Origin of the sequence: Streptomyces sp. HP-A2021, from assembly GCF_022807935.1 — a bacterium.
Lineage (GTDB): Bacteria > Actinomycetota > Actinomycetes > Streptomycetales > Streptomycetaceae > Streptomyces > Streptomyces afghaniensis.
The window spans coordinates 5,750,930-5,776,867 of sequence record NZ_CP094344.1; the positions used below are offsets into that span (position 1 = coordinate 5,750,930).

Genomic DNA, 25,938 nt, shown 5'->3' on the forward strand with positions numbered 1-25,938 from the left:
GTGGGGACGGGGAGCCCTCACCGGCTCTTCTTTCTCATCCTTCTCAAGCGTGCGGGTGGAGTCTCTCAACCGTGCGGGTGGAGAACGACCTTGGTGTAACCCTCGACGCGCTTGTCGAACTTCTCGTACGCCGTCGGCGCCTGGTCGAGAGGAAGTTCGTGCGAGACGACGAAGCTCGGCTTCGCACGGTCCTCGATGATCAGGTCACGCAGGTGGCGGTTGTACCGCTTGACGTTGCACTGGCCGGTGCCCATCCGGAGCCCCTTCTCGAAGAGGCGTCCGATGCTGACCATCAGCATCCCCTGCTTCGCCTGCTCGTCCGGTCCGCCCGGGTCGCGCGGGACGTACAGGCCGGGTACGCCGAGCGCGCCCGTCGGCCGGACTGTCTCGACGAGCGAGTTCAGCACGGTCGCCGGTTCCTCGCGGTCCTCGCTCTGCGCCTGCGCCTGGTAGCCGACGGCGTCGATCCCCTTGTCGGTGCCCTGGCCGTCGGTCTGCTCCTTGATCTGCTCCGCCGGACTGCCCTGGGTGAAGTCGATCGGCACGGCACCGATCTCCCGCGCCTTCTGCAGCCGCTCCGCGACCCGGTCGACCACGAACACCTTGCTCGCGCCGCGCAGCATCGCGGAGTAGGCGGCCATGAGCCCGACCGGGCCGCCGCCGTAGACCGCGACGCTGTCACCGGGACGCACGTCGGCCAGTTCGTTGCCGTGGTAGCCGGTCGGGAAGATGTCGGCGAGCAGGACGAAGTCGGTCTCCTTCTCGGTGCCCTCGGGGAGCTTGAGGCAGTTGAAGTCGGCGTACGGCACGCGCACGTACTCCGCCTGGCCTCCCACATAGGGCCCCATCGCGACATAGCCGTAGGCGCCGCCGGCGAAGCCCGGGTTCACGGTCAGGCAGAAGCCCGTGAAGCCGGCCGTACAGTTCTTGCAGAAGCCGCATGCCACATTGAAGGGCATCACCACCCGGTCGCCGCGGCTGAGCGAGGTGACCCCCTCTCCTGCCTCCTCGACGACCCCGAGGTTCTCGTGGCCGAACACGATCCCCGGTTCCGCGGCGGTACGGCCCTCATACATGTGCAGGTCCGAGCCGCAGATGGCGGTCGAGGTGACACGGACGATCACATCGTTCGGGTGCTGGATCCGTGGGTCCTCCACTTGCTCTATCGCTACCTCGAAGGGGCCTTTGTACACGACAGCCCTCATCGTCACGCACCTCCAACTGTGCCGTGGGTCATATACCAGGCTGGTGCATGATGAGACGATTTGCATCTACAGAAGAAAGGAAGTAGCGCTTTGTCAGGACGTATCGGCACATTGCTCGTGGCGGTCCCCGGTCTGTCCGGCGTCGTCTATCCGGAGGGGACGCGCGTGACCATCCAGGGCACCGGCGGCTCCGTAGACGGTTTCGTCGACGGGGACTGGCTGCCGCTCGCGTGGTGGGAGTTCGCGGATGTCCGGCCGGAGGACGCCACCGGCTGAAACCGCCTCGCGTGCCTCGTACACGTACCGCTAGCGTGCCCGCATGACGACGACAGACGCCACGGACGCCGAGAACCCCGGAGCGCACCCCCGTTTCGCCGAGGCCCTGCGGGAGCTGGGGATCGGGGACCTCGTACCCCAGGTCCGCCGGTTCCCGGAAGCCACCCGCACCGCCGCCGAGGCCGCCGCCGCGCTCGGGTGTGAGCTGAGTCAGATCTGCAAGTCGCTGATCTTCGCGGCGGACGGTGTGCCGGTGCTCGTCCTCATGGACGGGGCCTCCCGGGTCGACCTCGAGCTCGTGCGCAAGGAGCTCGGGGCGGACAAGGTCACGCGGGCCAGGGCCGATGTCGTGCGGGAGACCACCGGGTACGCCATCGGCGGCGTGCCGCCCTTCGGGCACCGGACGAGGACGCGCGTGCTCGCCGACCGGTCCCTGCTGGCCCACGACGTCGTCTGGGCCGCCGCCGGGACGCCGTACACCGTGTTCCCCATGGCGCCCCGCGACCTCGTCGCCCACGCCGGCGCCACCCTCGTGGACGTGCGCGAGCACGCCGCGTGACGCCGCTGGTCACCGCCGCCGTCCTGCTCGCCGCCGTCACGCACGCCAGCTGGAACGCCATCGCCCACAAGATCACCGACAAGCTGGCCGGTTTCGCGCTGATCTCGGGCGGCGGGGTGGTCATCGGGCTGGCCCTGGCGCCCTTCGTGGCGTTTCCGGCGGCCCGGGCCTGGCCGTATCTGCTCGGCTCGGCCGTCATCCACATCGCCTACTACGCGCTGCTCATGAAGTCCTTCCGGCTGGGCGACTTCGGGCAGGCCTATCCCATCGCGCGCGGCACCGCGCCTCTCGTCGTGACCGTGCTGGCCGCCGTCTTCGCGCACGAGGTGCCCGACGGGTGGGCCGCAGCCGGCGTCGCCCTGTCGTGCGCGGGGCTGACCGGCGTCGCCGTGTGGGGACTGCGGGGGCGCCGGCCCGACTGGGCGGCGATCGGGGCGGCCCTGGCGACCGGGCTGACGATCGCGGCGTACACCGTCGTCGACGGACTCGGCGTGCGCGCCTCCGGGTCCTCCCTCGGATACATCGCCTGGCTGATGGCCGTGCAGGGGGTCGTGATCCCCGCCTACGCCGTGAGCCGCTGGAGGAGGGAGACCGTCGCCGTGCTCCGGCCGTTCGCCGGGATCGGGCTCATCGGGGCCGCCCTCTCCGTCGCCGCCTACGCCCTCGTCCTGTGGGCCCAGACCAAGGCCGAACTCGCGCCCATCGCCGCCCTGCGCGAGTCGTCGATCATCGTGGGCGCGGCGATCGGGGCCGTGTTCTTCAAGGAGCGGTTCGGGACGCCGAGAATCGTGGCGGCCGGGCTGCTCGTCGTCGGGATCGGGCTGATGCTGCACACCGGATAGACCGGGCCGGACGGGTGCGCATCCCCCTCCCGAGGAGGACCCTGGAACTAGACGTTCCGGAGGTGATCGACATGATGCACACCAGAGTCGGATGGCACGTCGAGATGGAGTTCCGGGAGGACGACCAGCACACCCAGGCGGTGGCGATGGTCCGGCTGCCCGACGGCACCGAGGTACGGGCGCGCGGACACGCGAGCCGGCACCGGACCGACGTCAATCAGCCCAGAGTCGGGGAGGAGATCGCCGGCGCCCGGGCGCTCAACGAGCTCGCCATGCAGCTCCTGACCAAGGCCCACGAGGAGATCGACCAGGCGTCGGGGCGGACCTCCCACCCGATCCACGTCTAGAGCCCCAGTGCTCCCCGCACCGCCCGCACCAGCCCCTGCGCCCGAGGATCGGCCGTCACCGTCTTGCGGAAGCCGTTGGTGACGTAGCCGAAGGCGATCCCGGTCTCCGGGTCGGCGAAGCCGAGGGCGCCGCCGCGGCCCGGGTGGCCGAAGGAGCCCGGTGTGAGGAAGGGGGAGGCGCTGCCGTGCAGCATGTAGCCGAGGCCGAAGCGGGTGCCGACCACCAGGACGCGGTCGGGGCCCGCCGACTCCTCGGTCCGGGCCAGTGCGACCGTCTCCGGGGTGAACAGGCGGGCGGCGCCGGCGGTGTCGCCGATCAGCGTCGCGTAGAAGCGGGCCAGTCCGTCCGCCGTCGCGACGGCGTTGGTCGCGGGGAGGGCCGCCGCGCGGTAGGCCGGGTCGTTCTGGTCCGGGAACGGAGTGATCGCCGCGAAGGCCCGGCGGGTCAGGGAGGCCGGGTCCTCGTAGGCCTCGGTGACCGAGCGCTTCGGGCGGGCGCGCAGGCCGCCGGCCGGTTCGGGTCCCTCGACGCGGCCCACGCGTCCGGCCCGGCCGGCCTCCGCGTCCGGCAGGCCCAGCCAGAGGTCCAGGCCCAGCGGGCCGGTGATCTGTGAGGCGAGCCATGCGCCGGTGCCCTGCCCGGTCACGCGTCGCACCAGTTCGTCGAGGAGCCAGCCGTAGGTGAGCGCGTGGTAGCCGTGGTCGGTGCCGGGCTCCCAGGCGGGGGCCTGGGCGGCGACCGCCTCCGGGCCCCGCAGCGGGTCGAGGGCCTGCTCGGGGGTGAGGGGGCGGTCGAGTACGGGCAGGCCGGCCCGGTGGTTCAGGACGTGCCGGACCAGCACCCGCTCCTTGCCCCGCGCCTTGAACTCCGGCCAGTAGTGGCCCACCGGCGCGTCCAGGTCCAGCTGCCCGCGCTGGTGCAGCAGCAGGAGTACGGCGGCGGCGACCCCCTTCGTCGCCGAGCGCACGACCTGGGCGGTGCCGCGCTCCCAGGGGGCCGTGCCGTCGACGTCCTTCGTGCCGGCCCACAGGTCGACGACCCGCTGCCCGTCCCGGTAGACGGCGACCGCGGCGCCCCGCTCCCCGAGCGTGGCGAAGTTCCGTACGAACGCGTCCCTGACCGGCTCGAAGCCCTCGGCCACTGTGCCGTGCACGTCCACGTCCGTACTCCTCGTCTCGCTGCGGTGCTCTCGTTGCTCCCCTTCAGCCAAGCAGGATGGTCACGTCGATGTTCCCGCGGGTCGCGTTCGAGTACGGGCAGACCTCGTGGGCCGCGTCCACCAGCTTGGTCGCGAGGTCCGGGTCGAGGACCGGGAGCGAGACGCTCAGGGCGACCGCGAGGCCGTAGCCGCGCTGCTTGTTGGGGCCGATGCCGACCTTCGCGGCGACCGTCGAGCCGGTCAGGTCGTAGCCCTCGCGGTTGCCGACCAGGATCAGCGCGTTGTGGAAGCAGGAGCTGTAGCCGGCTGCGAAGAGCTGCTCCGGGTTGGTGCCGTTGCCGTCGCCGCCGAGCTGCGGGGGCATCGCGACCTTGAGGTCGAGCTGTCCGTCCTGGCTGGTGACATAGCCCTCGCGGCCGCCGTGGGCCGTGGCCTCGGCCACGTACATGATCTTCGTCGGGCGGGTGTCGACGGCGGGGCCGTCCATCATGCTGTCCTCCCCCGGGAAACAAGTGCGCACAAACACATCGTGCACAAGGTACTGACCGGTAACCGGCCTCCCGCTACCAGGGGTGGGCAACCGGGGGTAACTGCTCCTAGAGGCTCTCCGCCAGCCGCCACAGCTCCTCGCGGAGCCGTGCGACCTCCGCGTTGTCGAACCCCGTCGCCGCCAGCAGTGCGTCGGGCACGCTCGCCGCCCGTTCCCGGAGCTCCTCCCCGCGCCCGGTCAGCGCCACGAGCACCGACCGCTCGTCCCGCGCCGACCGTTCACGCCGTACGAGACCCGCCGACTCCAGCCGCTTCAGCAGCGGCGACACCGTGCCGTAGTCGAGCCGCAACGCGGCCGCCAGCTCCTTGACCGTGGTCTCCCCACGCTCCCAGAGGACCAGCAGGACGAGGTACTGCGGGTAAGTCAGGCCCAGTTCCTCGAGGAGCGGGCGGTACGCCGCCGTCACCGCGCGCTGGGCGGCGTACAGCGCGAAGCACAGCTGCCGGTCCAGCAGCAGCGGGCTCTCGGTCTCCTCGTTCGTCACGCGCCCATTGTCACGGACGTGCCGGAGCGGCCGGCACGGCACGCGGATCGAAACCGAACGGCAGCTCCAGCCGGTGGGCGCGCATCAGTTCCTCGTCGGAGAGCAGTTCACCGGTCGGGCCGTCCGCCGCGATCACACCCTCGCTGAGGATCAGGGACCGCGGGCACAGCTCCAGGGCGTACGGCAGGTCGTGCGTGACCATCAGCACGGTCACGTCCAACGACCGCAGGATGTCGGCCAGTTCGCGGCGCGAGGCGGGGTCGAGGTTGGAGGAGGGCTCGTCGAGGACGAGGATCTCCGGTTCCATGGCCAGGACGGTCGCGACGGCGACCCGGCGGCGCTGCCCGAAGGAGAGGTGGTGCGGCGGGCGGTCCTTGAAGTCCGCCATGCCGACCCGCTCCAGCGCCCGGTCCACGCGCTGCTCCAGCTCCGGCCCCTTCAGCCCGGCCGCCGCGGGCCCGAACGCCACGTCCTCCCGGACGGTCGGCATGAAGAGCTGGTCGTCCGGGTCCTGGAAGACGATGCCGACCCGGCGCCGGATCTCCGCCATGTGCTGTCTGCCGACGGGCAGTCCGGCCACCTTCACCGTGCCGGTGCCGCCGGTCAGGATGCCGTTGAGGTGGAGCACCAGGGTCGTCTTGCCGGCGCCGTTCGGACCGAGCAGGGCCACCCGCTCGCCGCGGGCGATCGAGAAGTCGACCCCGAAGAGGGCCTGGTGCCCGTCGGGGTAGGCGAAGGCCAGACCGGCCACGTCCAGGGAAGGGGTCACATCAGTCACAGGGCCCATCCCAGCAGACAGACGACGAGGGCGGCACACGGCAGGGCGAGGGCGTACGACCACTGTGCCCGGGACGCGGTCACCTCGTCGATGACCGGCATGGAGCCGGCGTACCCGCGGCTGACCATGGCCAGGTGCACGCGCTCGCCGCGCTCGTAGGAACGGATGAACAGGGCGCCCGCGGACTTGGCCAGGACACCCCAGTGCCGGACGCCCTTCGCCTCGAAGCCGCGGGACTCCCGGGCGATCCGCATGCGCCGCATCTCGTCCGTGATGACGTCGCCGTAGCGGATCATGAAGGACGCGATCTGCACGAGGAGCGGCGGGAGCCTGAGCCGTTGGAGGCCGAGGAGGAGTTCGCGCAGTTCGGTGGTGGCGGCGAGCAGGACGGAGGCGGCGACGCCGAGCGTGCCCTTGGCGAGCACGTTCCAGGCGCCCCACAGGCCGTTGACGCTCAGGGACATCCCCAGGACGTCGACCCGCTCGCCCTCCGCCACGAACGGCATCAGCACCGCGAACGCGACGAACGGCACCTCGATCAGCAGCCGCCTCAGCAGGAACCCGGCGGGCACCCGCGCGACGTACGCCACGGTCCCGAGCAGCGCGGCGTACAGCCCGAAGGCCCACATCGCCTCCCGCGGTGTCGACACCACGACCACCACGAAGGCGAACACGGCGGCGAGCTTGGTGTGCGGCGGCAGACCGTGCACGGGCGAGTGCCCGTGCCGGTAGAGCTTGTGCGCGTGCCCCGCTCCCATGTCAGACGCTCGTGCTGCTCGTCGAGTCCGGCGTGGCCGATGTGCTCGTCGTGTTCGTCGTGTTCGACGGCGAGGTGTCGTCGTCACGGCGGCGGCGGACGGCCCAGAAGACCGCGCTGCCCGCGACGACCGTGACACCCACGCCGATGACGCCCGCCAGCCCCCCGGACAGACGGGCGTCGTCGACGTCCTTGACGCCGTAGTCGGCGAGCGGGGAGTCCGCGACGGCGTGCTCCTCGGTCTTCTTGTCGATGCCGTGGTCGGCGGCGACCTTCTCCAGACCGTCGGGGTCGGCGGAGGCGTAGAAGCTGACGAATCCCGCCAGGACCAGGGAGGCGACCAGGCCGGCGGCCCACACCTTGCGGTGCGAGGTCCGGGCGGCCACGGGCGTCGGCTCCGGCTCGGCGGCAGGGGCGTCGACCAGTTCGCCGTTCACCCGCAGTTTGAGCTTCTGCGTGAGGCCGCGCGCCCCGTACACCAGGTCCGGGCGTACGGCGATGACGGCGCCGACGGTCAGCGCGGTGATCACGGCCTCGCCGATGCCGATCAGGACGTGCACGCCGATCATGGCGGTGGCGACCTTGCCGATCGACACGTCGGTGGTGCCGCCGATCGCGTACATCAGCGTGAAGGCCAGGGCGGCGGCCGGGACGGAGACCAGGGCGGCGGTGAACGAGGCCACGGTGACCGAGCGGCGGGTGCGGGGCAGCACCTTCACCAGGCCGCGGAAGAGGGCGTAGGCGACGACCGTGGTGACGATCGCCATGTTGGTGATGTTCACGCCGAGCGCGGTCAGACCGCCGTCCGCGAAGAGGATGCCCTGCATGAGCAGGACGACGGAGACACACAGGACCCCTGTGTAGGGGCCCACGAGTATCGCGGCCAGCGCACCGCCGAGCAGATGGCCGCTGGTCCCCGCCGCGACGGGGAAGTTCAGCATCTGCACGGCGAAGATGAACGCCGCGACGAGTCCGGCCAGCGGTGCCGTCCGCTCGTCGAGTTCGCGGCGCGCGCCGCGCAGGCTCACGGCGACGGCGCCCGCGGCGATCACACCGGTGGCGGCGGAGGTGGGCGCGTTGATGAATCCGTCGGGTACATGCACCGTTCGATGATGTGGCTTGATGCGAATGATTTGCAAGAGCGGGATGCTCGTTTTACCTCACGTGCGGTCTCTCCGGCCTCCGGGGGCGTAATCCGGAAAATATGCGACATTGGAGAGGGAGTGGACGCACAGTCTCCACACAGATGGCGCACGGTGAAGGGTCTGTCCGATGTCCGTAGTCGAGCAGTACGCGCGAGCCCACATCGTCACGGACGCGGCCGTCCCGCTGATCGACGAACTGCAGGCGGTTCCGGTCACGCTGCGGTACGACCCCGACCGCGATCCCCGGTCGGTGCGCATGGGGCTGCCCGGGTCCGGGGGGCGCGAATGGACCTTCGGCCGCGAGCTGCTGGAGGAGGGGCTGCGGGCCCCCGCCGGGAGCGGTGACGTGAGGGTGTGGCCGTGCGGCCGGGTGCAGGTCGTCGTGGAGTTCCACTCCGCACAAGGGGTGTCGGTGGTGCAGTTCGAGCGGCAGGCGCTGCTTCGGTTCCTGCGGCGGACGTACATGGCCGCCGCGGAACCGGTCACGCACTGAGCCCGGGCCCGGGCTTCGAGCCCTGAGGCTCAGCCGCCCGCCTTCAGCAGCGCCGCCACGATCGGACCGGCCGTCGAACCGCCGTGCCCGCCCTGCTGGACCACACCCGCCGCCGCCAGATCGCCCCGGTAGGCGGTGAACCAGCCGTTCGGCTTCTTCTGGCCGTCGACCTCGGCGGACCCGGTCTTCGCGCCGACGTCGCCGCTCACCCCGGCCATCGCCTCCGCGGCCGTGCCGTAGTCGGCCGTGTACGACATCAGCTCACGCAGCTGGGACAGTGTGCCCGCCGACATCGTGCGCGAGGCCGTGGCGAGCTTGCGGCCGTCCACGTCCGGGGAGACCAGGTACGGCTGGTGGAAGGTGCCGGACTTGACCGTCGCCGACACCGACGCCATGTTCAGCGGGTTCATCCGGACGCCGCCCTGCCCGATCAGCGAGGCAGCCATCTGGGCCGCCGACTGCACCGGCACCGCGCCGTCGAAGGACGGCACACCGATCGCCCAGTTGTTCATCCCCAGGCCGAAGACCTGCTGGGCCTGCTTGGTCAGGTCGTCGTCCTTGAGCTTCGGCGCCTGGCTGATGAAGGCCGTGTTGCAGGAGCGGGCGAAGCTCGCCTTGAACGTGCCGTTCTTGATCTCGAACTTGTCGTCGTTCTGGAACTTCCAGTGCCCGTACGTGAAGTACTTCGGGCACGGGTGCTTCTTGTCCGCCGAGGCCAGGCCCTTCTCGAGCAGCAGCGACGAGGTGATGACCTTCATCGTGGAGCCGGGCGCGAGGGAGCCCTGGAAGGCGGTGTTGAAACCGGGCGAGGCGTTGGCGGCGGCCAGGATCTCGCCGGTCGAGGGCCGCACCACGGCCACCGACGACCGGGCCTTCTTCGCGACCTGCTTCTCGGCCGCCGCCTGGAGGGCCGGGTCCAGCGTGGTCTTCACCGTGCCGGGCGTGCCCTCGCTCAGCTCCAGCAGGGTCTTGTCGGACAGGTCGTCCGACTTGGCGGACTTCCCGCGCACGACCCGCAGCTCGATGCCGGCCTTGCCGCCGGCCTCCTTGCCGTACTTCTCGCGCAGCCCGTCCAGGACCGGGCCGAGCGAGGCGTACTTCTCCTTGGTCAGTTCGCCGCCGTCCCGGTCGAGCGCCTTGACCGGGGGTGTGCCCGCCTCGCCGGTGACCAGCTTGTCGCCGTCCTTCAGGTCGGGGTGGACGACCGCCGCGTGCCAGTCGACCAGCGGCTTCCCGTCGCTCGTACGGCGGACGACGGTCAGCGCGCTGTCGTACGCCAGCGGCTTCTCGGTGTTCTTGTACGACACCGTGGCCTTGACGGCGAACGGCACCTTGTCGCCGGCGGGCGTGCCCGGGGTGAGGGTGACGTCCTTGATGCGGGCGTCCTTGGTGTAGCCGGTGAGCAGGGACCTGGCCGCCGCCGAGTCGTCGGTGGCCGCGGCGGCCTCGGTGACCTTCCCCGACTGCCAGGCGGTGAGGAAGGCCCGGGATGCGGTTTTGACCTCGGTCACCGACAGGGGCCCGGTCTTCACCTTGGGCTTCTGGTCGGTGGAGGCCGCGCGGGTGCCGTCGTCGGCCGCCGCGCCGGCGCCGTACAGCGCGTAGGCGCCGAACCCGGCGCCGCCGACGACCACGGCGATCATCCCGCCGATCACGGCGGGTCTGGTGTTCCGTCGCTCGGCGACGCGCCTTCTGTTGCCCACTGCTGTCCGTTCCTCCGCGAATCCCCAGGGTCCCCGATGCCCTCAGCTGTCCCAACGACGGCATCCACCCTAGAGTCCCGTCCTGCGCGGGTGAGATCAGCCGCCTGTTCGTAGCACGGCTGCGACAATCGGCCCGGCCGCGTCGCCGCCGTGGCCGCCCTCCTCGGTCATGGCCGCCGCCGCGATGTCGTTCCGGAACCCGGTGAACCAGCTGTTGGACTTGGCGTTCCCGTCGACCTCGGCGGAACCGGTCTTGGCGCCGATGTCGCCGCCGAGCCCCGCCATGGCCTCCTGGGCGGTGCCCTGGGTGGCGGTGAGCCGCATCATCTGCTTCAGCTGTGCGGCGGTGCTCGCCTTCAGGCCCTCGGCCCGGGCCAGTTGCCGGTCGTCCAGCCTCGGCGAGACGAGATAGGGCTGGCGGAAGGTGCCGGTGATCGCGGTCGCCGTCACCGAGGCCATGTTCAGCGGGCTCATCTGCACCTGGCCCTGCCCGATGGCACCGGCCGCCCGGTCCGGGCCGCTGACCGCGGGGACGCTGCCGTCGAAGGAGACGATGCCCGTCTTCCAGTTGTCCTGCCCGAGCCCGAAGTGCTGCTCGGCCTCCTGGGTGAGCGAGGCGTCCGTGAGCGGCTTCTCGTCGATGAGCTTGATGAAGGCGGTGTTGCAGGACCGCATGAAGCTGTTGGCGAGGGTGGCGTTCTCGTTGGGCTCCATGCCCTTGAGGTTGTTGAAGGTCTGGCTCTGCCACGTCGCCGTGGGCGGGCAGGGTGCCGGGCCGTTCATCGAGGTCACGCCGTTGTCGATGAGCATCGCGGCGGTGATGATCTTCATCGTGGAGCCGGGTGCGGTCCGGCCCTCGAAGGCCGCGTTGAAGCCGTCCGTACGGTTGTTCGCCACGGCCAGCACCTCACCGGTGCTCGGCTTGACGGCCACCACCGACGACTGGGCGAACCGCTTGACCGCCTTCTCGGCCGCCGCCTGCGCGCTCGGGCTGATCGTGGTGGTGAGCTTGCCGGGCTTGCCCTCGGCGAGGGTCAGCAGCGGGGTGTCGGGAGCGCTCCCGCTGTGCCGGACGACCAGCTCGATGCCGGCGGAGCCGCCGGCCTTCCGTCCGAACTTCTCGCGCAGGGCGTCCAGGACGGGACCGAGGGAGGGGTACTTCTCCTTCGTCAGCTCGGAGCCGTCACGGCCGACCGCCTCGATGGGCGGGCTGTCCGACCGCTCCGTGACGAGGGTGTCGTCCTTCTTCAACTCCGGGTGCACGAGGGACGGCTGCCAGTCGACCAGCGCCCGCCCGCTGGTGAGACCGCGCACGACCGTCAGCTTGCTGCTGTAGCTCAGCGGCTTCGACTTCCCGCCGTAGGCCACCTTCGCCTTCACCGTGTAGGGCACGGTGGTACCGGCCGCCGTGCCGGGTGTGATCTTCACGTCGGTGATGTGCGCGTCGTCCCCGAAGGCGGTCAGCAGCTGCTCGGCGGCCGCGTCGTTGTTCGTGTACGACGCCGCCGTCGTGGCCTCGCCCTTCTCCCAGGCCGCGAAGAACTTGGCCGTGGTCTCCTTCACCTCGTCCTTGCCGGGCGGCCCCGACTTCTTCTCCGTGGCCACGCCGCTCGTGCCGCCCCCGTCACCGTTCAGCGCGCTCACGATGTTGTAGGCCCCGTACCCGGCCCCGCCCACCATCACCGCGAACACGCCGCCTATGACGGCGGCCTTGACCCCCTTGCTCATGAGGCGGTCCCCTCCCCGTTTCGAGCTTCACACGTCCCTTTGAACGTGTTCAGAAAGCTCATATCCCGGAGCACTCTATGCACAAGCGGTTACTACCGGCACGGGCGTTTCGATTTTTTGACCGAAGACGGCGGCTGAAGGTCGCCCTCGGTGCGCGGTACGGTGCGCCGATGTCAGCGATCAAGAAGTTCCAAGTCACCTTTGACTGCGCAGAACCCGAGCGCCTCGCCCGCTTCTGGTGTGAAGTGCTGGGGTACGTCGCACCGCCTCCACCGGAGGGGTTCACCACCTGGGACGATTTCAACCGCACCCTGCCTCCTGAGGAGCGGGGATCATGGTTCGCCTGCAGTGATCCCTCAGGCGTGGGCCCTCGCCTGTACTTCCAGCGCGTCCCCGAAGGAAAGATCGTCAAGAATCGGGTGCATCTCGACGTCCGGGTCGGCACCGGGCTCGTGGGGGAAGAGCGCCTCGCCACGCTCGAAGCCGAGTGCGCACGACTGGTCGCGCTCGGGGCGACCCACGTGCGAACGCTGTACGCCGATGAGGAAAACGAGTCGTGCATCCCGATGCTGGACATCGAGGGCAACGAGTTCTGCATCGACTGAACATCCTCCGCTCAGGGGAGGTGGGGAACCACCTCCCCTGAGCCTCGCAGCCGGGCGATGCCGGGCATGGCGCTGTGAACGCCGTCGCCCTTCGTCGTGCCTTTGGGCGTCTGCCCAGCTAGACCCAGGTGTCCAGCCACATCCGCGCCCGCCAGTCGTCGATGGGGATGGCGGTGCCCGTGTAGAGCGGCCAGAAATAGATGAAGTTCCACGCGATCAGCAGGACGAGGACGCCCGCGGCCGTGGCGCCGACGACGCGGCGGGTGTCGGTGGAGCGGGGCGGGCCGATGATCGCGCCGAGGAGCATGGCCACCGCCAGGCACAGGAACGGCAGGAAGACGATGGCGTAGAAGAAGAAGATCGTGCGCTCCTGGTACATGAACCAGGGCAGGTAGCCGGCCGCGATGCCGCAGGCGATGGCGCCCGCGCGCCAGTCGCGGCGGAAGAGCCAGCGCCACAGCACGTAGAGGACCGCGAAGCAGGCGACCCACCACAGCAGCGGCGTGCCGAGGGCCAGGACCTCGCGGGCGCACTTCTCGCCCGCGTCCGCCGGGCAGCCGTCCTTGCCGGGCGCCGGCGACTCGTAGAAGTACGACACCGGGCGGCCCAGGACCAGCCAGCTCCACGGGTTGGACTGGTAGGTGTGCGGCGAGGACAGGCCGACGTGGAACTCGTACACCTGGTGCTCGTAGTGCCACAGGCTGCGCAGCCAGTCGGGCAGGAAGGTCCAGCTGCCGCCCTTGCCGTCGGTCGCGGCCCAGTTGCGGAAGTAGCCGCCCTTGCCGTCGGTGGCGGAGAGGATCCAGCCGGTCCAGGACAGCACGTAGGTGACGATCGCGACGGGGACCGTGGCGACGAACGCCAGGCCCGTGTCGCGCCTGAGCACCGTCGAGTACGGGTGCCGGGCGCCGGCCACCCGGCGCGAGCCGACGTCCCACAGGACCGCCATCAGGCAGAACGCGGCCAGGATGTAGAGGCCGTTCCACTTCGTGGCGAAGGCCAGGCCCAGCATCAGGCCCGCCGCCCAGCGCCAGGGGCGCCATCCCAGACGGGCCGTCTCGGCGACGTGCCGGTCCGGCCGGACCCGGCCGTCGGCGTCCACCGGGAGCGCCGCGGCGAGTTTCCCGCGCGCTTGGTCCCGGTCGATGAGCAGACAGCCGAACGCGGCCAGCACGAAGAACATCAGCACGCCGTCGAGCAGTGCCGTGCGGCTCATCACGAAGTGCAGGCCGTCCACCGCCATCAGCGCGCCCGCCAGGCACCCCAGGAACGTGGAGCGGAACAGCCGGCGGCCGATCCGGCACAGCAGCAGCACCGACAGCGTGCCGAGCAGCGCCGTCATGAACCGCCAGCCGAACGGATCGAAACCGAACAGGAGCTCGCCGAGCCCGATGACGTACTTGCCGACCGGCGGGTGCACGACGTACGCCGCGTCCGCCGGGATCGTGACGTGCCCACCGGACGAGAGGACCAGGTCGTTGGCGTTCTTGTCCCAGTTGACCTCGAAACCGCGGTGGACGAGCGCCCACGCGTCCTTCGCGTAGTACGTCTCGTCGAATATCACCGCCTTGGGGTTGCCCAGGTTCCAGAACCGCAGCACCCCCGCCAGCAGTGTGACGAGCAGCGGGCCGATCCAGCCCGACCAGCGCACCAGCCGCCCCGCGAGGGTGTGCGGGACGCCGAGCGCGGCCCACAGGCGCGGGCCGGGCTCGGTGTACGGCGGCACCAGCCGGTCACGGACGTCACCGGCGTCGCTTCGTGGCTGCTGGTAGCCGAAGCGGCGCAGCCGCTGCTGCCAGGACGGCCGCTGCTCGTGCGGCGCCTGGCCCTGCCGGGTGTCCGTGGAGGACGCGGTACTGGTCACCGCGCCATCGTAGGGAACCGTGCTGTGTGAGTCCCGTGCATGGCCGGTATGCGTCCCCATCCTCCGCCCCTGGGCGGAGTGTGCGTCCCCGGCCCCTGGGAGGATGGGGGCGTGACCGGAACCCTCGTACTCGCAGGCACCCCCATCGGCGACATCGCGGACGCCCCGCCCCGGCTCGCCGAGGAACTGGCCGGAGCCGATGTCGTCGCCGCCGAGGACACGCGGCGGCTGCGGCGGCTGACCCAGGCGCTCGGCGTCACGCCCAAGGGGCGGGTGGTGTCGTACTTCGAGGGCAACGAGTCCGCGCGGACGCCGGAGCTGGTCGAGGAACTGGCGGGCGGGGCGCGTGTGCTGCTCGTCACGGACGCCGGGATGCCCTCGGTGTCGGACCCCGGGTACCGGCTGGTCGCCGCCGCCGTGGAGCGGGACGTCCGGGTCACCGCCGTGCCCGGGCCGTCCGCCGTGCTGACCGCGCTCGCGCTGTCGGGGCTGCCCGTCGACCGGTTCTGCTTCGAGGGGTTCCTGCCGCGCAAGGCGGGGGAGCGGCTGGGGCGGCTGCGGGAGGTGGCGGGGGAGCGGCGCACGCTCGTCTACTTCGAGGCTCCGCACCGGCTCGACGACACGCTCACGGCGATGGCCGAGGTGTTCGGGGCGCAGCGGCGGGCCGCGGTGTGCCGGGAGCTGACCAAGACGTACGAGGAGGTCCGGCGGGGCGGGCTGGGCGAGCTCGCCGCGTGGGCGGCCGAGGGCGTGCGGGGGGAGATCACCGTCGTGGTGGAGGGGGCGCCTGAGAAGGGGCCTGAGGAGGTCGGGCCCGAGGAGCTTGTGCGGAGGGTCCGGGTGCGGGAGGAAGCGGGGGAGCGGCGTAAGGAGGCCATTGCCGCGGTGGCGGTCGAGGCCGGGGTGCCGAAGAGGGTTGTGTTCGATGCGGTGGTTGCCGCGAAGAACGCGGCGGGGTAGCCGGGTTCGGGGTGGGGGCTGGAGTGCTTCGCGGGGTGCGGGTGGTGTGTGGTTGAGCGCGCAGTTCCCCGCGCCGCTGAAGGGCGACTAACTACCCTCTGAGCAGGGCGCATGTCGGATGAGCGTGCGCCCCATGGGTGGGCAAAGGTGGCGGGGGTCAGGGGCAAGGGACGCCCAAATCGGGGCCAATTAGTCGACAGGTCTGCTGCCATCGGTCCGGCTGAGGAGTCCACTGGGTTGCGGGGGCGGAATCGTCCTCACGCCACAGCGGAACAGGAGCTGGCATGAGCGAGATCACAGGACAGACCGGGCTCCGCGCCGGTGCGAGTGCCGTCGTCAACGAGTCGTACTCCTTCGCGTGCATGCGCTGCGGGTACGGCTGGGAACAGTCGTACGAGATAGAGCACCACACGGACGCCGCGGGGCACGAGTTCGTCCTCTACGTGGCGGACGGCCAGGTCGTGCCCTCGCCGTTGAGCAAGCCCACGTGCCAGAACTGCGACGGACACCTCGTGCGGATCATGCGGCCCGGGCGGGTCGAGTCGGCGCGCAACGCGGCGCACCGGCCCCACCGCGTGCCCCCGCAGGCCGGCCCCGTTCAGGCCCCGACGGCGGACGCCGAGGCCGAGGGCGCGGGCGAGCGGGAACAGCGCGAGGACCACCACTGGCATCTGTCCGACCTGCTGCACCCCTTCCAGCGCAAGGCGAGCTGACCCGTCCGGCTCCCCTTGTCGACGCCCTCCCCGGTCCTCCCCCATCGGGGAGGGCGTACCCCTTTCGTAGGATCGGGGCATGCCTTCGAACGACTCCGGCAAGCACGCCGCGCCCCCGCTCCCGGAACCCCTCCGGGTGCCGGTCGCCGACTCCCACACCCACCTGGACATGCAGTCCGGCACGGTCGAGGAGGCGCTGGCGAAGGCGGCGTCGGTCGGAGTGACGACCGTCGTGCAGGTCGGCTGCGACCTCAAGGGCTCCCGCTGGGCGGCCGAGACGGCGGCGGCGTACGACGCCGTCCACGCGACGGTCGCCCTGCACCCCAACGAGGCGCCCCGGATCGTCCACGGCGACCCCGACGGCTGGTCGCGGCAGGGCGCGCGCGAGCCCGGCGGTCAGGCCGCCCTGGACGACGCGCTCGCCGAGATCGACCGGCTGGCCGCGCTGGAGCAGGTCAAGGGCGTCGGCGAGACGGGCCTCGACTACTTCCGCACCGGCCCCGAGGGCAAGGAGGCGCAGGAGAGGTCCTTCCGCGCCCACATCGAGATCGCCAAGCGGCACGGCAAGGCCCTGGTCATCCACGACCGCGAGGCCCACGCCGACGTCCTGCGCGTGCTGAAGGAGGAGGGCGCCCCCGAGCGGACCGTCTTCCACTGCTACTCCGGCGACGCCGAGATGGCGCGGATCTGCGCGAGCGCGGGCTACTTCATGTCCTTCGCCGGCAACGTCACCTTCAAGAACGCCCAGAACCTGCGGGACGCGGTGGCGGTGTCCCCGCCGGAGCTGCTGCTGGTGGAGACGGACGCGCCCTTCCTCACGCCGGCGCCGTACCGCGGGCGGCCCAACGCCCCGTACCTCGTGCCGATCACGGTGCGGGCCATGGCCGAGGTGCGGGGCATCGACGAGGACACGCTGGCGACGGCTCTCGCGGAGAACACGGCACGCGCCTTCGGTTACTGACCCGCCCGCCCTCCCGTACGACTGTGCGTAGTCGCGTCGCTTTGGAGAGTGACGACCGCTCCGCTAGGTTCTGGGGGCCCCATCCGGACCCCTCTGGACCCCCTCCGGCCCCTGGAGCGTGTCGGCGTGAGCAACTCGCGGTACGAGACGTACGAGACGTACGAGACGTATGAGCCATACGAGGCGTACAAGGCGTGCAAGGCGTACGAGACGTATGGCCCGGCCTACGCGGACCCGGTGTACGGCGGCTTCGACGCGCCGTCCGCCGGTCTGCACAGCGCCGAGACGCTCGGGGCCGAGACGCTCGGGTACGGGACGAACCCGGGGGCGCCCGTCGCCTACGAGGACACCTACCGGCCCGCCTACGAGGCGCCGCCCCTGCCCGGACTGCCCCGGCAGGGCGGCCGCGTGCCGGTCGCGGGCGATCCGGGACCGCCCGCGACCGGCACGCGGCCCTCGCGCGCGGAAGCGCGCGCCGAAGCCCGCGCCGCGTCGCGCACCGGCTCGCACCGGCGGTCCGCGCGGCGGCGCAAGGCGCGGTACGTCGAGCGTCCGGGCGACGGCTCCATGCGGCGGCTGCTTCCGCAGGCCCTGGTCGTCGCCTTCCTGGCAGGCGGGACCACGGCGTTCGTCGCCAAGGACAAGGCGATCGAGCTGAACGTCGACGGCAAGTCCCGCACGCTGCACACCTTCGCCGACGACGTCACCGAGCTGCTGGCGGAGGAGGGCGTGGACATCGGCGCCCACGACGTGGTGGCGCCCGGCCCCGGCGCGGAGATCGCCAGCGGCGACGAGGTCGCCGTGCACTACGGCCGCCCCGTGCGGCTCACCCTCGACGGACAGCGGAGCGAGGTGTGGACGACGGCACACACCGTGGCGGGGGCGCTCCGGCAGCTGGGGGTGCGACAGGAGGGCGCGTACGTGTCCACCTCGCGCTCCCGGAGTATCGGGCGGGAAGGGCTCGCACTGGACGTGCGGACCGAGCGCACGGTCACGATCATGGCGGACGGCCGGGCCCGCACCGTCCGCACCAACGCGGCGACCGTGCGGGAGGCCGTCGAGGAGGCCGGGATCACCCTGCGCGGCCAGGACACCACGTCGGTGCCGCAGGGGAGCTTCCCGCGCGACGGGCAGACCGTCACGGTGCTGCGGATCACCGGCGGCAAGGAGGTCCGTGAGGAGCCGATCCCCTTCCAGGTGCGGCGGACCGACGACCCGACCCTGTTCCGCGGCACGGAGGTCGTCGAGGAGGCGGGCCGGCCCGGCCTGCGCCGGGTCACCTACTCGCTGCGCACCGTCAACGGCGTCAAGCAGAAGCCGCGCCGGATCAGCTCCGAGGTGGTGCGCGAACCGCGCCCGCAGCTGGTGAAGGTCGGCACCAAGCCGCGTCCGATGTCCGTGCAGGGCGCCGACCACCTCGACTGGCAGGGCCTCGCGGCGTGCGAGTCCGGCGGCCGCCCCGACGCGGTCGACTCGTCGGGCACCTACGGCGGCCTGTACCAGTTCGACACCCACACCTGGCAGGCCCTCGGCGGCAAGGGCCGCCCCCAGGACGCCCCGGCGGCGGAACAGACGTACCGCGCGAAGAAGCTGTATGTGCGGAGAGGGGCGAGCCCCTGGCCGCACTGCGGGGGCCGCTTGCACGGGTGAGGTCAGCTGCGGGCACCAGTCCCGCCCAGCTGCGGGCAATCGTGCCGCTAAGGGCGGCACGGGTGGGCGCAGCGGCACCCCGCTCCGCCGGGCTGCGCACCCCCCGGCCCCAGCCCCACCGCCGAGCACCCCACATCGCCGGGCCGCGTAACCCCCCGGCCCCACACCAACGCCGAGCACCAGGAAACCCGGCCCCCGAACCCCCCGTACCCTTGTCCCCGTGACCAGCCCCACCCCCGACGCCCTCCTCGGCCCCGCCGACGTCCGCGAACTCGCGGCAGCCCTCGGCGTACGCCCCACCAAACAACGCGGCCAGAACTTCGTGATCGACGCGAACACCGTCCGCCGCATCGTCCGCACCGCACAGGTCCACCCCGACGACGTGGTCGTCGAGGTCGGCCCGGGCCTCGGGTCACTGACGCTCGCCCTCCTGGAGGTCGCCGACCGCGTCACAGCCGTCGAGATCGACGACGTGCTCGCCGCCGCGCTGCCCGCGACCATCACGGCCCGCATGCCCGACCGCGCCGACCGGTTCGCCCTCGTCCACTCCGACGCGATGCACGTCACGGAGCTGCCCGGCCCCGCCCCCACCGCGCTGGTCGCCAACCTTCCCTACAACGTGGCCGTCCCGGTCCTGCTGCACATGCTCGAAGCCTTCCCGAGCATCGAACGCACCCTGGTCATGGTCCAGTCGGAGGTCGCCGACCGCCTCGCCGCCCCGCCCGGCTCGAAGGTGTACGGCGTCCCGTCGGTCAAGGCCAACTGGTACGCCGAGGTCAAGCGGGCCGGCGCCATCGGCCGGAACGTCTTCTGGCCGGCGCCCAACGTCGACAGCGGCTTGGTCTCCCTCGTCCGCCGGACCGAGCCGCTGAAGACGACCGCCTCCAGGCCCGAGGTGTTCGCCGTCGTCGACGCCGCCTTCGCGCAGCGCCGCAAGACGCTGCGGGCCGCGCTCGCCGGCTGGGCCGGGTCCGCCGCCGCCGCGGAGGCGGCCCTCGTCGCCGCCGGGGTCTCACCGCAGGCGCGGGGCGAGTCGCTGACCGTGGAGGAGTTCGCGCGGATCGCCGAGCACAAGCAGAACCAGCACCAGGAGGAGGAGTCCGCGTGAGCGTGACGGTCCGGGTCCCCGCCAAGGTCAACGTCCAGCTGGCGGTCGGCCCCGCCCGCCCCGACGGCTTCCACCCCCTGGCCAACGTCTTCCTCGCGGTCGGCCTCTACGACGAGGTCACCGTCACCCCGGCCGACGAGCTCCGCCTCACCTGCGAGGGCCCGGACGCGGGGCAGGTCCCGCTGGACCGTACGAACCTGGCCGCACGGGCGGCCGAAGCGCTCGCCGAGCGGTACGGCAGGACGCCCGACGTCCACATCCACATCGCCAAGGACATCCCCGTCGCCGGCGGCATGGCGGGCGGCAGCGCGGACGGTGCCGGCGCACTGGTCGCCTGCGACGCGCTGTGGGAGACCGGCGCCTCCCGGGAGGAACTGCTCGACATCTGCGCCGAGTTGGGCAGCGACGTGCCGTTCAGCCTGGTCGGCGGGGCGGCCCTGGGCATCGGGCGGGGCGAGCAGCTGACGCCCCTGGAGGTCGGCGGCACCTTCCACTGGGTGTTCGCGATGGCCGGCCGCGGCCTGTCCACCCCGGCCGTGTTCCGGGAGTTCGACCGGCTCGGCGAGGGCACGGACATCCCCGAGCCCGTCGCCTCCCAGGAGCTCCTCGCCGCCCTGGCGAAGGGCGACCCGGACGCGCTCGCCGCCGCCGTCTCCAACGACCTCCAGCCCGCGGCCCTCTCCCTCTTCCCGGAACTCGCCGGCACCCTGGCCACGGGCCGCGCCGCCGGTGCCCTCGCCGCCCTGGTCTCCGGCTCCGGCCCGACCACGGCGTTCCTCGTCCGCGGCCCGGAGTCGGCGGCCGCCGTCGCCCAGGCGCTGGTGGCGTCCGGCACGTGCCGGACCGTGCGGACGGCCTCGGGTCCGGCGCCCGGGGCGACGGTCGCCGGGCGTTAATCACGTGCCCGGCCGCGGCCGGACGCCTAGGCTCCCCCAGTCGTTTCAAGAGGGGGCAAGGGTGTGGGAACTGGTCGCGGCCGTACGGCGCGGTGACGTGGACGAGGTCACGGCGCTGCTGGGGTCCGGCGCCGACCCCGACACCCTCGAGGACGGCCTCCCGGTCCTCTGCCTGGCCGTGGCGGCGTACGACCGGCCCGTCGCCGAGGCGCTGCTGCAGGCCGGCGCCGACCCCCTGCGCCGGCTGCCCGACGGGAGCACCCCGCTGACGCGGGCGGTGGACGGCGGGTCCCACCTGCTGACCTACGCGCTCGCCACCAGTCGGATCCCGCTCCCGGCACCGGCGCGCGCCGAACTGCTGGCCCGAGCCCGGCGATGGGCCGAGGCGGGCCCGGAGGCCGAACTGCGCCGCATCACCGGCCACACCGGGCCGGTGATGCGGATCCGGGTCGAGGACGACGAGGTCGGTTGGTGGTCCGAGCAGCTCACGCTGGGCGGGACGACCGTGCGCGACGAGCACCGGGCGGTGCTCACCTCCATGGAGGAGCGCTACGGGATCCGTACGCCCTTCGACGAGCTGGTGGACCGGGCCCTCGCCCACCCCGACCGGAACCACGTCGTTTGGCTGGACGTGGTCTTCACCCTCGGCCGCCGCCTGGACGAGGAGACCTGGCAGTGGACCAGGGACCTCCTCAACCACCCCGACCGGCTGTACCGCCTGCTCGCCGCCGACATCCTGCTGTTCCTGATCCTCGGGGACTTCGTCACGGGAAGGGACCCCTTCTGGGACCGGGGCAGGGAGCTCGTGCCCTGGGCCGAGCAGGAGGAGGACCCGGAGGTGCTGGCGGTCATCCTCCAGGCGATGACCCACGACAGCGCCCCGGAGATCGAGGCGGTCGGCCTGTCGCACCTCGCCCACCCGGACCCCCGGGTGCGCGCCCAGGTGACGGACGCCCTGGGGCACTCCGAGGACGGCCGGTCCCAGGCCGGCCCCGAGAGCCTCACCGCGGTGCTCACCCTGGCCCGCGACGAGGACCCCGGCGTACGCGAGGCGGCGTGCCGCTGGCTGGCTCACTACCGGGGGCCCGACCCCGAGGTCGGGGACGCGCTGGTCGCGCTCACCCATGACGAGCGGCAGCCGATCCGCATCTGCGCCGTGTCCGGCCTGGCCTACCGCGACGACCCGCGCTGTGTGGAGGCCGAGCACCGGATCGGCCCCGTCGACGCGGAGCAGCCGTTCGACGAGAGGCTGCTGGACGTGTGGCGGTACCAGCGCCGCCAGGAGGCCGCCGGGGGCTCCTGACGACCCCGGACGGAGCACCGCCCCGCCCGACTACCCTGGAGGGTCGATCCACCCCCCTCGTCAGGAGAGAAATGGCCGTCAACCTGGTCAATGTCGAGAACGTCAGCAAGGTGTACGGCACCCGCGCCCTGCTCGACGGCGTCTCCCTCGGCGTCTCCGAAGGGGAACGCATCGGCGTGGTCGGCCGCAACGGCGACGGCAAGACCACGCTGATCCGGATGCTCGCCAGGCTGGAGGAGGCCGACACCGGGCGCGTCACGCACTCCGGCGGACTGCGCATCGGCGTGCTCACGCAGCACGACTCCCTCGACCCCGAGGCCACCGTCCGCCACGAGGTCATCGGCGACATGGCCGACCACGAGTGGGCCGGCGTCGCCAAGGTCAGGGACGTGCTGACCGGCCTGTTCGGCGGGCTCGACCTGCCGGGGTTCCCCAAGGGGCTCGACACCGTCATCGGTCCGCTGTCCGGCGGTGAGCGGCGCCGCATCGCGCTCGCCAAGCTGCTCATCGAGGAGCAGGACCTGCTCGTCCTCGACGAGCCCACCAACCACCTCGACGTCGAGGGCATCGCCTGGCTCGCCCGGCATCTGCAGAACCGCCGGTCCGCGCTCGTCTGCGTCACCCACGACCGCTGGTTCCTGGACCAGGTCTGCACGCGCATGTGGGACGTCCAGCGCGGCGACGTCTACGAGTACGAGGGCGGCTACTCCGACTACGTCTTCGCCCGGGCCGAGCGCGAGCGCATCGCCGCCACCGAGGAGGTCAAGCGGCAGAACCTCGTCCGCAAGGAGCTGGCCTGGCTGCGGCGCGGGGCGCCCGCCCGGACGTCCAAGCCGCGCTTCCGCGTCGAGGCCGCCAACGAGCTCATCAAGGACGTACCGCCGCCCCGGGACAGCAGCGAACTGATGCGGTTCGCGTCCACGCGGCTCGGCAAGACCGTCTTCGACCTGGAGGACATCACGGTCCAGGCCGGTCCCAAGGTCCTCCTCAAGCACGTCACCTGGCAGCTCGGGCCCGGCGACCGGATCGGTCTCGTCGGCGTCAACGGCGCCGGGAAGACGTCCCTGCTGCGGGCCATGGCCGAGGCGGCCCGGACCGACGGCGAGGCCCAGCCCGTGGGCGGGCGCATCCGCGTCGGCAAGACCGTCAAGCTGGCCTACCTCTCCCAGGAGGTCGCCGAACTCGACCCCGCCACGCGGGTGCTGGAGGCCGTGCAGCAGGTGCGCGAGCGCGTCGACCTGGGCAAGGGGCGCGAGATGACGGCCGGGCAGCTGTGCGAGACGTTCGGCTTCACCAAGGAGAAGCAGTGGACGCCGGTCGGGGACCTGTCCGGCGGTGAGCGACGGCGGCTCCAACTGCTGCGGCTCCTCATGGACGAGCCCAACGTCCTCTTCCTCGACGAGCCCACCAACGACCTCGACATCGAGACACTGACGCAGCTGGAGGACGTGCTCGACGGCTGGCCCGGCTCGATGATCGTCATCTCCCACGACCGGTTCTTCATCGAGCGCACCACCGACCGGGTGTTCGCCCTGCTCGGCGACGGCACCCTGCGGATGCTGCCGCGCGGCATCGACGAGTACCTGGAGCGGCGGCAGCGCATGGAGGAAGCCGCGGCCGCCTCGACGCCCGCCGCGGCGCCGCAGACCGCCGCCCCGGAGAAGAGCGCCGCCGACCAGCGCGCCGCCAAGAAGGAACTCCAGAAGATCGAACGGCAGCTCGACAAGGTCTCGGAGAAGGAGGCCAAGCTGCACGCGCAAATCGCTGAAAACGCCACGGACTTCTCGAAGGTCGCCGAACTGGACGCCGAGCTGCGCGAGTTGGCCGGTCAGCGCGAGGAGCTGGAGATGCGCTGGCTGGAACTCGCCGAGGACGCGTGAAGGGTGCGTGAAGGCGCATAACGACGGCATCACGGGCCGGTCCTCCCTTGGGAACAGGGGGTGACACGGCCCGGTGCGCTGTCGGAACGGGGTGATAGAAAGAGCCGTCTTAGAACTTTATGAAGCGACTCTGAGCCCATCGCGTACCTCAGGGCGTGGCTAAAAATCAGTGATCGAACGGGGGAGCCGCTGATGACTCAGCCGCCCAATCAGCCACCGCACGGTGGCTTCGGAGCACCGCAGAACCAGCCGCCGCAGGGCGGTGGCTTCGGGGCACCGCAGACCCCGCCGCCGCCCCAGGGACCGCCCCAGACGCCGCCGCCCCCGCAGGGGCCGCCGCAGCCTGGATACGGCTATCCCCAGCAGCCCCCGCAGCAGCCCGGGCCGTACGGGCAGCCGGGACCCTACAACTCCGGCCCCTACGGCCAGCCGCAGCAGCCGGGCCCGTACGGCCAGCCCGGCTACGGCTACCCGCAGCAGCCGCACTACCCCGGCGCGCCCGGCACCCCGCCCGGGGGCGGCTCGGGCAACCCCTTCAAGGGCAAGCCCGCCCTGATCATCGGCGCCGCCGTGGCCGTGCTGCTCGTGGTCGGCGGCACCGTGTGGGCGGTCACCGGCGGCGACGACGGCAAGGGCAAGAAGAAGCCGGTCGCCCAGCCGAGCAACGACGGCAAGCCCGCCGCCTCCGCCCCGGTCAACCCCGGTGACGGCAGCGGCGACGGCGGCGAGGACCCGGAGAACCTCAACGAGGGCCGCCAGGCAGGCGAGGCGAAGGTCCTCTGGTACAAGGAGGCGCCCGACGCCCCCGGTTCCGGCGCCGACGCCCCCGGCATGTGGATCACCGACAAGGCGGCGGTGAAGGCGGCGTACAAGCAGCTCTTCGCCTACAACGTCGGTGACGGCAAGCCGGCCTGGGACGCGATCACCTTCCCGCAGAAGATCTGCGCGACCACCCCGCAGAAGACGTCCGACGACAAGATCGTCGTCGCGTACATGAGCGGCAGCAGCGACCGCGCCAAGTGCAACCAGCTCCAGGAGATCGACCTCGACACCGGCGAGAAGGGCTGGAAGGAGGAGGTCGGCGACGGCGCCCTGTTCGACTCCACGCTCTCCGTCGAACTGTCCATCACCGGCAAGACGCTGATGGTGGGCCGCTCCCAGTCCGGCACGGCCTACGACGTCACCAACGGCGACAAGCTCTTCGACAAGAAGAAGTACGGCAGTGCCTGCTTCCCGTCCGCGTTCGCCGGCGGCGAGAAGCTGATCGCCGTCTCCTCCTGCGGTGCGGGCACCGACAAGGAGCACGACGAGGTGCAGGAGCTCGACCCGAAGACCGGCAAGGCGAAGTGGACCCAGCCGTTCGACAAGGGCTGGCGGGTCGCGCGCACCTACTCGGTCAGCCCGCTGGTCGTCTACAGCACCAACAAGGACAAGAAGGCCTGGAACATCTCCACCTTCACCTCCGGCGGCAAGTTCCGCTCGCAGGTCGGCTTCGACGAGGACTTCGCCCCCGAATGCGGCTGGGCCATCCTCGAACGCGACCTCCAGGGCTGCCAGGGCGTCGCCGTCGACGACACCACGCTCTACCTCCCGACGGAGGCGACCACCGGCGCCAACGAGATCGTCGCGGTCAACCTCGCCGACGGCAAGGAGAAGTGGCGGGTGAAGTCCCCCGCCGACGAGTCGATGCTGCCGATGAAGGTCGAGGGCGGCAAGCTCATCGCCTATGTGGAGCCGTCGTACGACGCGGGCGGCCAGATCGTGTCCATCCCGACCGGCGGCAGCGGCCACAAGCCGGTCAAGCTGCTCCAGAACCCGCAGGCCGCGGCGGACATCGAGAACGGCTTCTTCTCCAAGGACACCGACTGGGTCGACGGGCGCTTCTACATCTCGACCACCCGGCTGAGCGGAAACGACGACACGAAGGAGAAGTTGATGCTCGCCTACGGCAAGTGACTCTTCCCCCTTCGG

Annotated in this window: 25 protein-coding genes; 15 read left to right on the forward strand and 10 right to left on the reverse strand. The window is 71.6% G+C overall.

What is annotated here, in order from left to right; genetic code table 11:
- Positions 1-65 precede the first annotated feature (65 nt).
- Positions 66-1,205, reverse strand: a complete 1,140-nt coding sequence (locus MQE23_RS26120; RefSeq protein WP_037667972.1) for a glutathione-independent formaldehyde dehydrogenase — start codon at positions 1,203-1,205, stop codon at positions 66-68.
- 90 nt (positions 1,206-1,295) lie between these two features.
- Here MQE23_RS26120 and MQE23_RS26125 point away from each other — a divergent pair, with 90 nt between their 5' ends.
- The 4 genes from MQE23_RS26125 (at position 1,296) to MQE23_RS26140 (ending at position 3,229) form a co-directional block, all read left to right on the forward strand.
- Positions 1,296-1,481 (forward strand): hypothetical protein, encoded by a 186-nt coding sequence (locus tag MQE23_RS26125; protein ID WP_010035316.1) that lies wholly within the window; start codon positions 1,296-1,298, stop codon positions 1,479-1,481.
- Positions 1,482-1,524: 43 nt separating this feature from the next.
- A complete protein-coding gene (locus tag MQE23_RS26130; RefSeq protein WP_020271254.1) occupies positions 1,525-2,040 on the forward strand; it encodes a YbaK/EbsC family protein in 516 nt (171 codons plus the stop codon).
- Positions 2,037-2,882, forward strand: a complete 846-nt coding sequence (locus tag MQE23_RS26135) for a DMT family transporter (RefSeq protein WP_020271255.1) — start codon at positions 2,037-2,039, stop codon at positions 2,880-2,882. The genes MQE23_RS26130 and MQE23_RS26135 overlap by 4 nt, the downstream gene beginning before the upstream one ends.
- 71 nt (positions 2,883-2,953) lie before the next feature.
- The gene (locus MQE23_RS26140; protein WP_037667980.1) at positions 2,954-3,229 is read left to right on the forward strand and encodes a DUF1876 domain-containing protein; all 276 of its coding nucleotides are present in this window, start codon (positions 2,954-2,956) and stop codon (positions 3,227-3,229) included.
- Here MQE23_RS26140 and MQE23_RS26145 read toward each other — a convergent pair.
- The 6 genes from MQE23_RS26145 to MQE23_RS26170 all read right to left on the reverse strand — a co-directional run bounded on the left by MQE23_RS26145 (position 3,226) and on the right by MQE23_RS26170 (position 8,061).
- Positions 3,226-4,389 (reverse strand): serine hydrolase domain-containing protein, encoded by a 1,164-nt coding sequence (locus tag MQE23_RS26145; RefSeq protein WP_243380452.1) that lies wholly within the window; start codon positions 4,387-4,389, stop codon positions 3,226-3,228. The two genes, MQE23_RS26140 and MQE23_RS26145, sit on opposite strands and share 4 nt — an antisense overlap.
- 43 nt (positions 4,390-4,432) lie before the next feature.
- On the reverse strand, positions 4,433-4,879 hold the full coding sequence (locus MQE23_RS26150) for an organic hydroperoxide resistance protein (RefSeq protein WP_020271258.1): 447 nt from the start codon (positions 4,877-4,879) through the stop codon (positions 4,433-4,435).
- Between the two features lie 106 nt (positions 4,880-4,985).
- Complete coding sequence (locus MQE23_RS26155) at positions 4,986-5,423, reverse strand: MarR family transcriptional regulator (RefSeq protein ID WP_020271259.1); 438 nt, start codon at positions 5,421-5,423, stop codon at positions 4,986-4,988.
- Between the two features lie 10 nt (positions 5,424-5,433).
- Entirely contained in the window at positions 5,434-6,210 is a 777-nt protein-coding gene (locus MQE23_RS26160) for an ABC transporter ATP-binding protein (protein WP_243380453.1), read from the reverse strand.
- Positions 6,198-6,959: a cobalt ECF transporter T component CbiQ gene (cbiQ, locus tag MQE23_RS26165; RefSeq protein WP_020271261.1), complete on the reverse strand. Its 762-nt coding sequence runs from the start codon at positions 6,957-6,959 to the stop codon at positions 6,198-6,200. The genes MQE23_RS26160 and cbiQ overlap by 13 nt, the downstream gene beginning before the upstream one ends.
- 1 nt (position 6,960) lies before the next feature.
- A complete protein-coding gene (locus tag MQE23_RS26170) occupies positions 6,961-8,061 on the reverse strand; it encodes an energy-coupling factor ABC transporter permease (protein WP_020271262.1) in 1,101 nt (366 codons plus the stop codon).
- Positions 8,062-8,230: 169 nt separating this feature from the next.
- Here MQE23_RS26170 and MQE23_RS26175 point away from each other — a divergent pair, with 169 nt between their 5' ends.
- Positions 8,231-8,596 carry an SsgA family sporulation/cell division regulator gene (locus tag MQE23_RS26175; protein WP_037667976.1) on the forward strand — a complete coding sequence of 122 codons (366 nt, stop codon included), beginning with the start codon at positions 8,231-8,233 and terminating at the stop codon, positions 8,594-8,596.
- Positions 8,597-8,625: 29 nt separating this feature from the next.
- Here the strand turns inward: MQE23_RS26175 and MQE23_RS26180 are convergent, their stop codons facing one another.
- Both MQE23_RS26180 and MQE23_RS26185 read right to left on the reverse strand, forming a co-directional pair.
- Positions 8,626-10,299, reverse strand: a complete 1,674-nt coding sequence (locus MQE23_RS26180) for a penicillin-binding transpeptidase domain-containing protein (protein WP_243380454.1) — start codon at positions 10,297-10,299, stop codon at positions 8,626-8,628.
- A gap of 96 nt (positions 10,300-10,395) precedes the next feature.
- Positions 10,396-12,027, reverse strand: a complete 1,632-nt coding sequence (locus tag MQE23_RS26185; protein ID WP_243380455.1) for a penicillin-binding transpeptidase domain-containing protein — start codon at positions 12,025-12,027, stop codon at positions 10,396-10,398.
- A 170-nt stretch (positions 12,028-12,197) separates the two neighbouring features.
- Between MQE23_RS26185 and MQE23_RS26190 the strand changes: the two genes are divergently transcribed.
- A complete protein-coding gene (locus tag MQE23_RS26190; RefSeq protein WP_020271265.1) occupies positions 12,198-12,632 on the forward strand; it encodes a VOC family protein in 435 nt (144 codons plus the stop codon).
- Positions 12,633-12,750: 118 nt separating this feature from the next.
- On the opposite strand, the gene MQE23_RS26195 is transcribed toward MQE23_RS26190, so the two are convergent.
- On the reverse strand, positions 12,751-14,496 hold the full coding sequence (locus MQE23_RS26195) for a phospholipid carrier-dependent glycosyltransferase (protein ID WP_243380456.1): 1,746 nt from the start codon (positions 14,494-14,496) through the stop codon (positions 12,751-12,753).
- A 111-nt stretch (positions 14,497-14,607) separates the two neighbouring features.
- On the opposite strand from MQE23_RS26195, the gene rsmI reads away from it, so the two are divergent.
- From rsmI to MQE23_RS26240, 9 genes are all read left to right on the forward strand, one after another.
- Complete coding sequence (gene rsmI / locus MQE23_RS26200) at positions 14,608-15,456, forward strand: 16S rRNA (cytidine(1402)-2'-O)-methyltransferase (RefSeq protein WP_020271267.1); 849 nt, start codon at positions 14,608-14,610, stop codon at positions 15,454-15,456.
- A 284-nt stretch (positions 15,457-15,740) separates the two neighbouring features.
- Complete coding sequence (locus MQE23_RS26205; RefSeq protein WP_020271268.1) at positions 15,741-16,169, forward strand: hypothetical protein; 429 nt, start codon at positions 15,741-15,743, stop codon at positions 16,167-16,169.
- Positions 16,170-16,248: 79 nt separating this feature from the next.
- Positions 16,249-17,130, forward strand: coding sequence for a TatD family hydrolase (locus MQE23_RS26210; protein ID WP_020271269.1), 882 nt, complete (start codon positions 16,249-16,251; stop codon positions 17,128-17,130).
- A gap of 126 nt (positions 17,131-17,256) precedes the next feature.
- Positions 17,257-18,780 (forward strand): resuscitation-promoting factor, encoded by a 1,524-nt coding sequence (locus tag MQE23_RS26215; RefSeq protein ID WP_243380457.1) that lies wholly within the window; start codon positions 17,257-17,259, stop codon positions 18,778-18,780.
- A 220-nt stretch (positions 18,781-19,000) separates the two neighbouring features.
- On the forward strand, positions 19,001-19,888 hold the full coding sequence (gene rsmA / locus MQE23_RS26220) for a 16S rRNA (adenine(1518)-N(6)/adenine(1519)-N(6))-dimethyltransferase RsmA (RefSeq protein ID WP_020271271.1): 888 nt from the start codon (positions 19,001-19,003) through the stop codon (positions 19,886-19,888).
- Positions 19,885-20,784 (forward strand): 4-(cytidine 5'-diphospho)-2-C-methyl-D-erythritol kinase, encoded by a 900-nt coding sequence (locus MQE23_RS26225; RefSeq protein ID WP_020271272.1) that lies wholly within the window; start codon positions 19,885-19,887, stop codon positions 20,782-20,784. The genes rsmA and MQE23_RS26225 overlap by 4 nt, the downstream gene beginning before the upstream one ends.
- Positions 20,785-20,845: 61 nt before the next feature.
- The gene (locus MQE23_RS26230) at positions 20,846-22,087 is read left to right on the forward strand and encodes a HEAT repeat domain-containing protein (RefSeq protein WP_020271273.1); all 1,242 of its coding nucleotides are present in this window, start codon (positions 20,846-20,848) and stop codon (positions 22,085-22,087) included.
- Positions 22,088-22,158: 71 nt separating this feature from the next.
- The gene (locus tag MQE23_RS26235; protein ID WP_243380458.1) at positions 22,159-23,967 is read left to right on the forward strand and encodes an ABC-F family ATP-binding cassette domain-containing protein; all 1,809 of its coding nucleotides are present in this window, start codon (positions 22,159-22,161) and stop codon (positions 23,965-23,967) included.
- 192 nt (positions 23,968-24,159) lie between these two features.
- Entirely contained in the window at positions 24,160-25,923 is a 1,764-nt protein-coding gene (locus tag MQE23_RS26240) for a PQQ-binding-like beta-propeller repeat protein (RefSeq protein ID WP_020271275.1), read from the forward strand.
- Positions 25,924-25,938: the final 15 nt, after the last annotated feature.